This window comes from Pedobacter sp. 05L430 (genome assembly GCF_056397585.1).
Genome location: NZ_JBFTNT010000048.1, coordinates 1 through 13,401, shown reverse-complemented (window position 1 = coordinate 13,401; position 13,401 = coordinate 1). Strand labels below are relative to the sequence as shown.

The following is a 13,401-nucleotide window of genomic DNA, read 5'->3' as shown; positions in this document are numbered from 1 at the left end:
ATTTACTTCTTTACGGTAATGCTTCTTCCTGTTACAAGAATAAACTTGTAAATCCGGTATAGGCCATCATCAGTAATTTCTATTTTCTCAACCAAGCCGGTTTTACTAAATGTATCGGTAACCAGATTACCAATTTTTACATCTTGTAATACACTCGATGGTGTTTCGTTATTTAATCTAATCATGACAGCAATGCGAAATTAAGAACCAAAGGTAGTTCTAAAATGTTATTTTAAGGCTAATCAATATATAGAGAAAAACTTGTCGCAAACAGCCCCTAAAATTGACCTTTTCGCACCTCTCTGCACCCATGAGTATTCTATAAATTTGTTTAACAACAATTTTTAAACTTACATAACTCAGAAAAACATGGCAAAAATGAATCCTTACTTAAACTTCGACGGCAAAGCCGAAGAAGCTTTTAATTTTTACAAATCTGTTTTTGGTGGTGAATTTAGTGCTGTCCACAGAATGACGGAAGCACCAGAATCTTCACAGCTTCCTGAAAATGAAAAAAATGGAATAATGCACATTGCATTACCAATTAACGAGCATACTACACTAATGGCATCAGATATCCTGCCTTCATGCGGACATATTTTAAATGCAGGAAACAATGTGCAAATATCACTTCATCCTGTAAGCAGAGAAGAGACAGAACATCTTTTTAACGGACTATCAGCAGGTGGAACCGTTGAAATGCCCCTTGAAGATACTTTCTGGGGTGCTTATTTTGGAAGTTTTAAAGACAAATTCGGAGTCCAATGGCTGGTGAATTTTGAACAAGGCCAAAAATAAAGAGATCTTAATGCGGTAGTTAGAAAAAATGCCTGATGAAGACTTTCATCAGGCATTTTTTAATATAAATTAATAAATCTCGAAAAGATGACCAGCTGTCCCTTAATAAGGGCCAGATCTGCATCAATTTCCTTATTAATCCTTAAACCAAGTTCATCACAAGCCAATTTATAAAACGAAGCATGTACTGCCCCACCTACCAAATAAATTGGTATTTCTGGTTTTAATCCACCCAGCTCCGTACCAATCAGTAAGCCGCTTAAATAGTGTAAGTTTTGCTGAGAAGGAATGTTTTTAAGCACCTCATTGGTTCTCACCATAAAACTGGCATGTAAGAGATTTGAGTGCCTACTTGCCTTAACCCCTTCCTTAAAGCGCTCCTGATTTTGAGGATCACCAAAATCTCCTCCTTCCTCTACCGAAGCCGATAATATGCTATTCACAGATAGAAGATTAAAAAATTCACCCGTCATATAGGTCTTAAAGCTTACCGCCTGGCTATTTTTTATCACAATATGCTTAGGGTGTGTACCCGGCAGAATTAACAATTGCTCCTGATCTTTATTATCCAAAAGCGTATCGCTGCCCACAATTTTAGTTTCCTCGCCACGCATTACATCACAATCAGTCATGGCTCCAGATATAATTACAAACGGGTTAGCTCCCGTACTATCAGCCATAAACTCTGTTTTCAGATCTGAACCGTCAAGATTAAATGGCAATTTCTTATAAGGCAAGTCCACCATTCCAATGGTAGACGAGGCCATCCCCGAAAACAGGACAGGGATACCATCAGTTRCCATATTTAAATTCTGCTGCAATGATCTGATTTCATCTTTTACGATAGATGCATAAAAATCTGCCCGCGACAGAACAGTCCCTCCCTTTTGCTGCCAAAGTTTATAAGTATCCGAAATTCCACGGCTACTCTTTGTTTCAGCAACAACGGCAAGATTTTTTGCCTGAATCAAACGAAGTCTGAAGGAACTTGTCCCCCAATCACAGCTAAAAAAATGATCCATTAATTCTTCGTTTTAATACGTTCCACGTTCCCAACCAGAAAGATGTATGAGCATGCCCCCATAAACCCTAAAACTGCGATAAAGATCAATGCCGGGGCAAAATTCCCGCCGCTGGCCAGAAACCCGATAACAATTGGTACGACTATCCCCGAAAGCTGCCCTATAAAATTGAATACCCCACCCGTTATGTTAATAAGGTGCTTTGGCGCAAGGCTGGAAACAAAGATCCAGGTAATCGATGCAAAGCCCACTCCAAAAAAGGATAAAGCCATAAAGAAAATGATTAGCCCAGGTGTATCAACAAAATTAGCTCCCAGAATAAATACGGAAATTAAAAGCCCAATAATGATTGGTCTCTTACGTGCTTTTGCGGCAGATACTCCTTTTTTTATTAAATAATCAGATAAAAACCCAGAGCAAAGCACACCAGCAAATGCTGCAAGGTAAGGTATGGATGCCCAGTATCCAGATTTGATAAAATCCAACCCCCTGTAATCAACCAGATACTTTGGAAACCAGGTAAGGAAAAACCACAAAGTGGAATTGACCGCAAACTGACCTATATATATCCCCCATAATTTTCGGTGCGACAATACTTCTTTCAAATCAGCCCACTTAAACTTCTTTTTTGAATCTGCGTCGGCAATAGATTTTCCATCCATTAACCCTCCTCCGCTCTCTATGAGTTTAAGCTCTGCTTCATTTACTTTCGAATGTTTTAAAGGATCACGGTAAAAAACATACCATACAACTCCCCATAACACACCTATTAAACCGGTTACCACAAATAAACCCTTCCAACCCACATAAAATTGAATTTTCGAAAGTACCGGCATTAAAAAAGCCAACCCCAGAAACTGGCCCGAAGTATAAACTGCAATTGCCGACGCCCTTTCATTATCAGGAAACCAATTACTCACCACCCTGTTATTAATTGGAAATGCAGGGGCCTCAAATGCTCCGGTTGCCATTCTAAGGCCAAATAGCGTAATAAACCCTTTGGCAAAACCTTGTACAATGGTGGCAAATGACCAGGTGATGAGACTAACCGCATATAGAATACGTGGACTAAAGCGGTTCACCAATATCCCACCTGGAATCTGAAACAACAGATATGTCCAGCTGAAAGCAGAAAAGATCAGTCCCATCTGCACAGACGAGAATTTAAACTCTTTACCAATATCAGAGGCTGCAACTGCCAGATTGCTCCTGTCCATGTAATTGATAACTACATTAACAAAAATCAAAAAAAGAATCTGATAGCGAATTTTCGTTGGCTTCATATTCTATAATTTACCATTCAGCAACACTGCCATCCTCATGTCTCCAAACAGGATTCCTCCAGTTATGCCCAATCGCGGCCATTTTTCTTACATGCTCTTCATTAATTTCAATTCCTAACCCAGGCTTATCCGGAATTTTCACATATCCATTTTCATACTCAAAAACAGTTTTATCGGTTAAATAATCCAGCAGGTCACTTCCCTGATTATAATGTATCCCCAAACTTTGCTCCTGAATAAAGGCATTATGACAAGTTGCATCCACCTGTAGACATGCCGCCAGAGCAATCGGCCCTAACGGACAATGTGGTGCAGCTGCAACATCAAAAGCCTCTGCCATAGAGATTATCTTTTTACACTCCGTTATTCCCCCGGCATGGGAAACATCAGGTTGAATAATATCAACATATCCTTCCTTCAGCAGCGTTTTAAACTGCCACTTCGAAAACATCCTTTCACCTGTAGCAATAGGAATAGAAACATGATTGGCTATCTCCCTAAGGTCTTCATTATTTTCGGGCAATACCGGTTCTTCAATAAACATTGGACGGTATTGTTCTAACTCCTTAGCCAGAATTTTAGCCATAGGCTTATGCACACGGCCATGAAAATCTATTCCAATTCCGAATGCAGGTCCAACTGCCTCTCTTACCGCAGCTATACGTTTTATGGCCTCATCAATTTTATCATAACTGTCTACATACTGAAGTTCCTCAGTAGCATTCATTTTTACTGCTAAAAAACCTTGCTCAGCCATTTTCTTTGCGGCCAGTCCCACATCAGCCGGACGATCTCCGCCAATCCATGAATATACCTTCATCTTATCCCTGGCTTTTCCACCTAATAACTGATGAACCGGAGCATTAAAAAACTTTCCTTTAATATCCCATAATGCCTGATCTATACCCGCTATCGCGCTCATCAGAATTGGGCCACCACGATAAAAACCTGCCCTGTACATCACATTCCAGTGATCTTCAATATTCATAGGATCCTTACCTATAAGATATTCCATTAATTCTTCAACCGCAGCTTTTACTGTTGCCGCTTTCCCCTCAATAACAGGTTCACCCCATCCAACAATCCCCTCATCAGTTTCAATCTTTAAAAACAGCCATCTTGGTGGCACCTGGAACAATTCGTAGCTTCTAATTTTCATGTTGGGATATTTTTATAAGTTAACTGCCTGAACAAAGGCTTGAGCTTTAGCAGTAAGTTTGGAAAGATATTCTGGTGCAACTTCTTGTTTGGTATTAACCAGTGCACTGCCAATTCCAAATCCAACAGCACCAGCATTTTTAAAGTCTTTAATGTTTTCGAGCGTAACACCTCCTGTAGGCAATAGCGGGATTTGAGGCAATGGCCCGGCAATATCTTTTAGATAGGAAGGAGAAGTTGCCGGAAATACTTTCACAATGTCGGCTCCATTTTTATAAGCATAGTAGATTTCAGTAGCCGTATATGCACCCGGAATATTCACTACACCAAGGCTTTTTGCTATTTTAATCACCTCTATATCCACTATTGGCGAAAGGATAAAGCTTGCTCCTGCAGCAACAGCCTTTTTTGCCGAGTCAACATCAAGAACAGTACCTGCACCAATGATCATCTTGCTACCGAATTTATCGTTAAGCTCTTTTATAACAGTAAGTGGCTGCGCCGAGTTCATTGTAATTTCGAGTATACGAATCCCTCCTGCATATAATGCATCAGCTATTTTTATCACGTCGGCAGGATTCGCACCGCGAATAATGGCAATAATTTTATGTTCTAAGATCTGAGATAATGTAGACATAGGAATATAATTAGTGACCTGCTTTTTTTGCCAGGTCAACTTTTAATAAATAGTTATCGGCAGTAATGAAAAGTGTTTTATAATTATCTGCAAAGGCACAATTGGACGTACTGCCTTCAATCTTTATTTTTCCAAGCAGCGTACCCTTCTTATTGTATATCCAAACTCCGCCCTGGCCGGTTGTAAAAACATTGCCTTGCTTATCAATCTTGATGCCGTCAGTACCCCTGTCATTTTGAAAAATCCTTCCATTTATCAATAATCCGTCTTTATTCAGATCATAAAGGTACAAATAGGGCTTTTCACCATCTGAATTTGCTATTAATAAGCTTTTTTCGCCCGGGAAGAAAGCGATTCCATTTGGCCTTGAAATCGAGTCTACTAATAAGGTTACTTCTCCATTTTTAGAAATCTTATATACTCCCTGATACGGAGCTGCTTTTGATGGATTATTGACGCCCTTTTCTAGCCCATAAGGTGGGTCTGTAAAATAAATATCGCCATTGCTTTTAACAATCAGATCGTTCGGGCTATCGAATTTTTTTCCTTTATATTCATTTGCAAGTGTAATATACTCTGCCTTAGGATCATCCAGTGAAGCATTCATGAGCGCTACTCTCCTATCGCCATGTTGGCATAACAGCAGTTGTCCTTTGTGATTAAGCGTTAACCCGTTCGATCCCAGTTCTTCTGTTCTGGGCTGAGTTCCGGTGTAGCCTGAGTGTTCAAGATAAACCTCCTTACCTTTTTCGGGTGTCCATTTGTAAACAGTATTGTTTAAGACATCTGAAACCAACAACATCCTTTTGCTTTCTATCCATAGTGGTCCTTCAACCCAACCGAAACCATCGGCAATCACTTCAACCTTAGCATCATGATTTATGATGACATCCAATTCTTTACTTAATTTTTCTATTTTCCCATCGGGTTCTTTTTTTGTTGGCTGTGCAAACAAAACAGATATGTTCAAAAAGATGATTAAAAAACAGGATACGGCACTGCAGGACTTGATTTGGTTTATCATTTGGCATAAAAAAAGCATGAACAATAACGTAAGATAAAAATAAAAATATTTATCCTCGTAAAGTCATGCTTCTTTATTCTGATTTGCGATCTCTTGCGAATCAGATAACACTATTCCTGCCTATTCTTTTACAGGTTCTTTAGCTTGTTCTGGAGCTTTACCAATTAACTCCATAAACTGATCTAATTTAGGTGTTATAATAATCTGTGTACGTCTGTTTCTTGCTTTGCCATCTGGCGTATCGTTTCCTGCAATCGGATTATATTCACCTCTACCTCCGGCGGTTAAGCGTTTCGGTTCTACACCATAATTATTCTGCAACGACTGAACTACTGATGACGCTCTTAAAGCACTTAAATCCCAGTTGTTTCGAATATTTGTTTGCGAAATAGGTACGTTATCCGTATTACCTTCAATCAATACATCATACCCCTGGTAATCTTTAATGATTTTAGCAATTTTGCTTAGTGTTTCACCCGCTTTATCTGAGATTTCGTAGCTTCCAGATTTATAAAGCATGTTATCCGACAAAGAGATATAAACTACTCCTTTTAGCACTTTCACGTCCACATCTCTCATTTCTTCTCTACTTAATGAACGTGTAAGATTATTGGTTAACACCAAATTAAGTGAATCACTTTTGTTTTTAGTATTTACGAGGTGTTGGATGTATTTATTTGAGGCATTAATCTCATCAACCAATTTAGAAATATTTACATTACCCTGGCTGGTAGAGCTCAAACATTTATCAAGCGCGGCCTGCAAAGAAGCTGAGTTTGCTTTTTCTGAGGCAATTTGTTCTTCCAAGCTTTTTACTCGTGATGTTGTTCCAGAGAGTTCCTGTTGACCGGACTGATACTTCTGATTCAAATCCTTAGTCTTTTCTTTTAATTGATCGTAACTAGATTGGAGATCGTTATACTTTTTGTTACTAACACAACCCTGGGTTACCACAGCTGCTATCAGTACTACCGGTATTAAACTGGAAAATTTCATAATCCTATTAAATTTATAAGTCAAAATAATAGAACTGCAATCTTTATGCCATGCTGCTCTTGATCTATAATTAAAGAGGTGTCCAAAACGCGTTTTGGACACCTCCTATAAGAACTTTACAAAATCTTTCGGATATTCAACAAAGCCCTGTCTTAAATAAAACCGGTGTGCATCAGTACGTCTTGCATTGCTGTGAACCATAATTCTTTTACATTTCCTTTCAATAGCTAATGCAGTGCAGCGCTCTTCCAAAGCTTTACCAATTCCCAGTCTTCTGGAATTATCATCAACCACAAAGTAGCTAATTACCGCATAGTCAGCTTCAAAAGCTATTTGAGGAATGAAATGAAGGGATAAAAAACCTAATACCTTTCCTTCTAATTCACAGACAAGGTCGCAATGATCAGAAGATTTAGAGAGATCAATGAGTTTTTTCGCAATAAACCCTTCTTCAGTAGGATAACCAAGTTGTTCCATTAAAATCCGAATAGCGCTGGCGTCCTTATGTTCTGCTTTCCTGATGTTCATAACCTTATTAGAAATAAAAGTCTAATCTATAACTTTTAGGTCATACTTAGATTTTAACATAGATCTTCTTTTTGTCCATTATATACCCAACCAGCCAGCAAACCATCATAAAGCTCAGCGCAAAAACCAGCGTCCCAAACGCTCCTGGAAATAAAGCTTGATAAAAAACGTTGTTGATCCAGTTGTAAAAGCTCAGCCCCGGTTTTACCCATATTAACTGAAAAACGACCAGCAAGAGTTCCGACAAAAGATAAATAGCCAGAGAGTTCCTCCCAAATACCAGAAAAAAATTATTCCCAAAGTTGATCTTCTTTATCTCTATAAAGTAAATAAGAACCCCTATGATCACCAGATCCAACCCCACTGTGAGCAACACAAATGAGCTGGTCCAAAGCTTTTTTGCTATTGGAAAAAATTGTCCCCAAAACAATGAAAGAAAAATAAGTAAGGCACCAACAAGCAGTAGCTTAACCACAGACTCATAATTTCTTCCTTTTTCCTGAATATAGGCTCCTGCCAAATATCCACCGATCACATTAACAATACCTGTTAACGTGCTAAGCAGCCCCTCAGGGTCAAATGCAATCGGCCCTCCTTTATCATGATATAAATGAGCGTCACCCAAAATAAAAATATCCAAACGAGTACCCGCATTACCGAGCATGGTATATTCCTGACCTTGTTCTCCAAACAGCAATAAAAATACCCAGTAACCTAAAAGCAGGGCTATTGAAATGATCAGGGCAGATTTTTTTGAGCAATAATGAACAATTAGCGCCCCAAACAAATAACAAAGTGCGATACGCTGTAATACTCCCATTATTCTGGTATTACTAATCTCGTTAAACACCCAGTTACCATCGTCTCTATGCATAAATGGGAACCAGTACATTAAATAACCCAGTAAAAAGATGATAGCAGATCTTTTAAATATCTTCATCAAAAAACTGCTATCACTTTCAAATTTCTTTTTTGAAAAGCTCAATGCATTACCAACTGCAAAAAGAAATGATGGAAAAACCAGATCAGTTGGCGTAAAGCCAAACCATGCGGCATGATCTAAAGGAGCCCACTGTGGGGCTCCTGAACCTGGAGAATTTACAATGATCATAAAACAAATGGTCATTCCTCTAAAAATATCCAGGGTGGCAAATCTTTCTTGCATAAATGAGTTTAGTAATTCGGATTTTGTTTTAACACACCGTTACTTTTATCTATCTCAACCTGAGGAATTGGATAATAATAATGCTTAGGTCGCACAAAAGTCACTGTTTTGCCCTGATCTACCGGAGCTTTTGATTTTGCCAGATTATATATTGCCGCTATATCAACTAAGTTCTTTTTATCCCATCTCATCAAATCCTGATGTCTTTCGCCTTCTCCTGCCAATTCAACACGTCTTTCATGAATCAATTCTTTCATTCCTGCATTTACAACAGGGGGTAATAATACTGATGCCCTGCGTCTTACCTGGTTAATCAATGCATCACCAGCTCCAGCGCCCTGAGTACGGATCTTTGCTTCGGCAACTAAAAGATAAATATCAGACGACCGCATTAACGGAACTGCATAATTATGGTCTACACCATTTCCTTCCGAAGAACCGGCCGGAAAAAACACCGCGTATTTACGAAAGCTAAATCCGGTTGATGACAAATCTGATGTAAACTCAGTATCACCTTTGCCATCCCCTAAATCTATCTTATCTCCTACGCTTAATAATGTAGCAGATTTACGTGGGTCGTTTAATTCAAATTCATCTGCGAGTCCTTTTAATGGCTGACTAAATCCGTATCCTCCCCAGGCTCTTGGAATATAATAAACTGTATAATCATTAGACATCACATTCTGTAATCCTTGTAYAGACATCAGGAGCTCAGTACTGTTTTTATTAGCCCTCGTAAAGTTCTCTGCATAAGTAGCTGCCAATGCATATTTACTATTGTTTATTAATTTTTCACCGGTTGTAATTGCTTCCGGCAACTTTTCCCAATACATATACAATTTAGTTAACAACCCTAGAGCCGTTCCCTTACTCACCCTTCCAAAATCCGCAGCGCCATAGTTTTCCGGTAAAAGGTCTACAGCTTTCAAAAGATCTGCTTCAATTTGTTTACGAACCTCCTCAATTGAAGATTTAGGTATGTTGAAGTTACTCTTAGCGTAATCTTCCTCGTTAACAATAGGTACGTCGCCATAGATTACCATTAATCTCCAATAGCCAAACGCCCTGAAGAAATAAGCTTCTCCCATGCTACGGTCTTTTATAGCAGGAGTAATATCAGTGATTTTTGGGATGTTGATAATCGCATTTGTTGAGCGGTTCACCGTCTCATATTTATAGGTCCAGCTAAAATTTATCTGTGCATTTGATGCATTGTAAGTCAAATTCTCTATTGCTTCATCCTCAGCATGATCTCCTGAACGCCAGTAATCATCTGATGCTACATCAAATGTAGTTTCAGCATGAGAAATGTAATCTTCTTGGGCTAATAAGTTATAAATACCAGAAATTGTATTTACAGCATCGGTTTCATTTCTGAAATAGTTATCTGTATTGTAAACCCCTTTCTGAGTGAGGTCCAGATTTTTCTTACATGCAGTGGAAAAAGCCACTACAAATAGACATGTATATATGATATATTTTGTTTTCATGGTGATTAGATTTTAAGGGTTAAACCAAATGTGAACGAGCGTACAGATGGATATTGAGCAACATCAACGCCTCTTTGTCTATTGCCATTTGTATATCCCAGTTCAGGAGTATAACCCGAATAATTGGTAATCATGAATAAATTCTGACCAGTCACATATAGCCTTAAGCTATTAAAAGTGGCCTTTTTTACAATAAAATCAGGCAGTGTATAGCCTATTGTTAAATTCTTTAAGCTAACATAGTTACCATTTTCAACAAACAGATCTGAAGTACGATAGTTCTCATTTGCACGATCAAGTGACATCCTTGGTATTGAATTACTCGTTCCCGGCCCTGTCCATCTATTTAATGTTTCTGCATAAAGATTAAAAGAATAGGTTGGATCAGTGCCTTGCATCCTGTCTGCATTATACAAGCTCACTCCAAATACGCCTGTTACGTTTGCCGACAAGTCGAATCCTTTGTAAGACAGCGTGGTTTGAAAGCCCAAAGTTGCTTTTGGATTAGGGTTTCCCAGATAGGTTCTATCTGCTCCATCAATCATACCATCTCCGTTAATGTCAACAAAACGAACATCTCCTGGCTTTATAGCACCTTTTCTTGAATCATTCTTCAAATAAGGATCATTGTCAACCTCAGCCTGAGTTTGGTACAGTCCTGCTGTTTTCCACCCATAAAAAGAAGCTATAGACTGGCCTTCATAGGTTCTTGAAATTTCCTGACTAGAACGGCCATACACTGTAGAAGGAATAAAGGCATTTAAGCCATAAAGCTTAGTTACTTCATTTTTGATGAATGAGCCGTTAAGCCCAAAAGAGTATTTAAAGGTATCACCCGATTGGTAGTTCACCTCTGCCTCTATACCACGATTATTCATGTTACCAATATTAATGTCAGGAGCAGTTACTCTTCCTGCTGTTCCTATCAATAAGGCAGGCACAAGCATTTTATTGGTGTTTTTATCAAAATAGGTAATTGTAGTGCTTAACTTATTGTTTAAAAAGCCTGCCTCCAAACTCACATTGGTCATGGCTGCACGCTCCCAGGTGATATCCGGATTTGCAGTTATTGTTACTGCCGAACCATTAACACCAAAACCTCCAAAAGTATAGCCATTTGTACCATAAGTATTCCCCACAACTATCGAACTCGCGTACTGGAAACCACGTATATTCTGGTTACCCAGCTCTCCCCATCCTCCGGTGATCTTTAAATTGCTTATCCAGCTCACATCTTTCATGAATTTCTCATTAGATACTCTCCACCCTAAAGAGAATGCAGGGAAGTAACCCCAACGGTTTCCGGCAGCAAATTTTGATGAACCATCTGCTCTAAAAGTCAGGGTTGCTAAAAATCTGCCATCGTAATCATAAAATCCTCTTGCAAAAACTGATTCCAGGCCCGACGGATCATCATAACTACCATCGGCAGTTAAAAAGGCATTTCCTTTTCTTAAAGTCCTTTGGTCTTTAGAAGTATCGTCATACCCCACTCTGCCAGCAGAGAAATAGCTTCCTCTAAAACTTTGCGAAGAATATCCACCAGTGAAAGTGATATGACTTTTGCTGATTACTTTATCGTAAGTAAGAACAAGATCTAACAAGTGTGAATAATTCTCCGCTTCTGCCTGCGTTAATGTTGAACTTGTTGTTTCTCTTGTTTGGATTCTGTCTTCTATGTTAAAAGAATAACTGCGGCCAATTGTACCATCGAAACCATAGTTAGCGCGGAATTTTAAATCTTTATAAATAGGCACCTCTGCAAACACATTGGCAATAGCCCTGTATTTACGGTTATAAGCATCAGCCTGTTGAATGGTTGAATAAGGGTTATTGATATCACCTAACTGGTTGGCAAAAGCTTTTGAGGTTCCATATGTTCCATCATCATTCATTGTTGGAATTGCAGGATTAAACCTTAACGCAGAAAAGAGAAGGCCTGTCTGAGAATCATTATTATTAAAACCATTGGTTTCCCCATAAGTTACCTGCAAGTTTTGCCCTAATTTTAACCAGGGTTTAATCTTATGCTCCGAATTGATGCGGGTACTAAAGCGTTTAAAGTAAGACTTGTCGATAATCCCTTTTTCATCATAAAAAGAAGTAGAAAAATAATAGGTAGAAACCTCATTACCTCCCTGCAGATTAAGATCGATATTATTTACTTTTCCGCTTCCCAGGATGGCCTTCTGCCAGTCTGTGCGCTGGGTCGAGTAATACGCATCATTCCATGGTGCTTCAATAGCAGCCCCATCGTTAGTAAATCTTTCCCTTTTAAGTGCATAAAGATCAGGAGCCGTAAGCAAGTCGATGTACTTGGTAGATTTAGAAACACCTGTATATGCATTGATGGAAGTAGCTAATTTCTGACTGTAACTACCTCTTTTAGTTGTTACCAAAACTACTCCATTCGCAGCTCTTGTACCATAAATAGCGCTTGACGATGCATCCTTTAATATCTCTATTGAAGCGATATCGTTAGGGTTAACATCACTTAAGGCGTCAGGATTACCTGAAGGCACTCCATCAATTACTACCAAAGGATTAGCATCATTTATAGTACCGGTACCACGGATACGGATACTTGGCGCAGCACCTGGAGTTCCATCATTACGAACTATATTAACACCCGTTGCTCTGCCTTCCAATGCCTGGGCAACTGTACTTACAGGTAAATTCTGAATATCGCTACCTTTAATACTGGCTATTGATCCTGTAACATCTATTTTTTTAGAGGTACCATAACCTACAACTACAATCTCATCCAAATTGGAATTCGTTTCAACCATAGTAATGGTCAGGTTAGTTTGTCCGGCTATATTAACAATCTGTTTTTCATAGCCAACATAACTAAACTCTAAAACCCCGTTTTCAGGAGCATTAATTACAAACTCGCCGTTAACATTAGTTGTAGCCCCAATATTGGTTCCTTGCAATTTAACACTAACCCCTATAAGTGTCTCTCCTTTTGAATCAACAACTTTACCTTTTATGGCAATTTGGGCTTCTGGCGCACCAATGATTACCACATGATCATCAGCTATTTTATATGGCAATTTACTGCCCATTAATGCATCCATAATGGCGTGGATACCCGCATCTTTTACCTGCAAATCTACTTTACCCAGCTTCTTTAAGCTGGCATAATTGTAAAAAAAGCGGTAGTTACTTTGTTTTTGAATCTTTGTGAGAATGTTGCTTACTTCCGTCTGCTTTAAATCAAGTGAGAACTTTTCCTGAGAGTAAACATTCGCCGAAACCTGTAAACAGGTGAACATAATTAGTAATAATGCTCCTTTC

At 38.8% G+C, this 13,401-nt stretch carries 12 protein-coding genes; 1 reads left to right on the top strand and 11 read right to left on the bottom strand.

The genetic code is table 11. From position 1 onward, the window contains the following. Nucleotides 1–2 precede the first annotated feature (2 nt). Complete coding sequence (locus AC1DG9_RS10040) at nt 3–185, bottom strand: hypothetical protein (protein ID WP_172659644.1); 183 nt, start codon at nt 183–185, stop codon at nt 3–5. A 193-nt stretch (nt 186–378) separates the two neighbouring features. Between AC1DG9_RS10040 and AC1DG9_RS10035 the strand changes: the two genes are divergently transcribed. Continuing rightward, nucleotides 379–798 carry a VOC family protein gene (locus tag AC1DG9_RS10035; protein WP_317171642.1) on the top strand — a complete coding sequence of 140 codons (420 nt, stop codon included), beginning with the start codon at nt 379–381 and terminating at the stop codon, nt 796–798. Nucleotides 799–857: 59 nt separating this feature from the next. On the opposite strand, the gene AC1DG9_RS10030 is transcribed toward AC1DG9_RS10035, so the two are convergent. From AC1DG9_RS10030 to AC1DG9_RS09985, 10 genes are all read right to left on the bottom strand, one after another. Further along, entirely contained in the window at nt 858–1,820 is a 963-nt protein-coding gene (locus tag AC1DG9_RS10030) for a 2-dehydro-3-deoxygalactonokinase (RefSeq protein ID WP_477634573.1), read from the bottom strand. After that, nucleotides 1,820–3,103 carry an MFS transporter gene (locus tag AC1DG9_RS10025; protein WP_172659641.1) on the bottom strand — a complete coding sequence of 428 codons (1,284 nt, stop codon included), beginning with the start codon at nt 3,101–3,103 and terminating at the stop codon, nt 1,820–1,822. Before AC1DG9_RS10025 ends, AC1DG9_RS10030 begins: the two co-directional genes overlap by 1 nt. A gap of 10 nt (nt 3,104–3,113) precedes the next feature. Further along, nucleotides 3,114–4,262: a galactonate dehydratase gene (gene dgoD, locus AC1DG9_RS10020; protein WP_288878759.1), complete on the bottom strand. Its 1,149-nt coding sequence runs from the start codon at nt 4,260–4,262 to the stop codon at nt 3,114–3,116. Nucleotides 4,263–4,274: 12 nt separating this feature from the next. Beyond that, nucleotides 4,275–4,898 (bottom strand): bifunctional 4-hydroxy-2-oxoglutarate aldolase/2-dehydro-3-deoxy-phosphogluconate aldolase, encoded by a 624-nt coding sequence (locus tag AC1DG9_RS10015; protein WP_288878758.1) that lies wholly within the window; start codon nt 4,896–4,898, stop codon nt 4,275–4,277. Nucleotides 4,899–4,908: 10 nt separating this feature from the next. Next, nucleotides 4,909–5,868, bottom strand: coding sequence for an SMP-30/gluconolactonase/LRE family protein (locus tag AC1DG9_RS10010; protein ID WP_337716505.1), 960 nt, complete (start codon nt 5,866–5,868; stop codon nt 4,909–4,911). Nucleotides 5,869–6,042: 174 nt separating this feature from the next. Continuing rightward, nucleotides 6,043–6,918, bottom strand: a complete 876-nt coding sequence (locus AC1DG9_RS10005) for an OmpA family protein (protein ID WP_048906887.1) — start codon at nt 6,916–6,918, stop codon at nt 6,043–6,045. A 105-nt stretch (nt 6,919–7,023) separates the two neighbouring features. Further along, a complete protein-coding gene (locus AC1DG9_RS10000) occupies nt 7,024–7,446 on the bottom strand; it encodes a GNAT family N-acetyltransferase (protein ID WP_337716503.1) in 423 nt (140 codons plus the stop codon). Nucleotides 7,447–7,492: 46 nt separating this feature from the next. Then, the gene (locus AC1DG9_RS09995) at nt 7,493–8,611 is read right to left on the bottom strand and encodes an acyltransferase family protein (RefSeq protein WP_337716501.1); all 1,119 of its coding nucleotides are present in this window, start codon (nt 8,609–8,611) and stop codon (nt 7,493–7,495) included. A gap of 8 nt (nt 8,612–8,619) precedes the next feature. Beyond that, complete coding sequence (locus AC1DG9_RS09990) at nt 8,620–10,101, bottom strand: RagB/SusD family nutrient uptake outer membrane protein (protein WP_477634572.1); 1,482 nt, start codon at nt 10,099–10,101, stop codon at nt 8,620–8,622. A 5-nt stretch (nt 10,102–10,106) separates the two neighbouring features. After that, the coding region (locus AC1DG9_RS09985) for a SusC/RagA family TonB-linked outer membrane protein (RefSeq protein WP_477634571.1) at nt 10,107–13,401 on the bottom strand (3,295 nt) is incomplete at its 5' end.

Excerpts from the sequence above, each read along its gene's own strand:
- AC1DG9_RS10040 (WP_172659644.1), bottom strand. The coding sequence starts at position 185 with ATGATTAGATTAAATAACGAAACACCATCGAGTGTATTACAAGATGTA.
- AC1DG9_RS10035 (WP_317171642.1), top strand. The coding sequence starts at position 379 with ATGAATCCTTACTTAAACTTCGACGGCAAAGCCGAAGAAGCTTTTAAT.
- AC1DG9_RS10025 (WP_172659641.1), bottom strand. The coding sequence starts at position 3,103 with ATGAAGCCAACGAAAATTCGCTATCAGATTCTTTTTTTGATTTTTGTT.
- dgoD (WP_288878759.1), bottom strand. The coding sequence starts at position 4,262 with ATGAAAATTAGAAGCTACGAATTGTTCCAGGTGCCACCAAGATGGCTG.
- AC1DG9_RS10015 (WP_288878758.1), bottom strand. The coding sequence starts at position 4,898 with ATGTCTACATTATCTCAGATCTTAGAACATAAAATTATTGCCATTATT.
- AC1DG9_RS10005 (WP_048906887.1), bottom strand. The coding sequence starts at position 6,918 with ATGAAATTTTCCAGTTTAATACCGGTAGTACTGATAGCAGCTGTGGTA.
- AC1DG9_RS10000 (WP_337716503.1), bottom strand. The coding sequence starts at position 7,446 with ATGAACATCAGGAAAGCAGAACATAAGGACGCCAGCGCTATTCGGATT.
- AC1DG9_RS09995 (WP_337716501.1), bottom strand. The coding sequence starts at position 8,611 with ATGCAAGAAAGATTTGCCACCCTGGATATTTTTAGAGGAATGACCATT.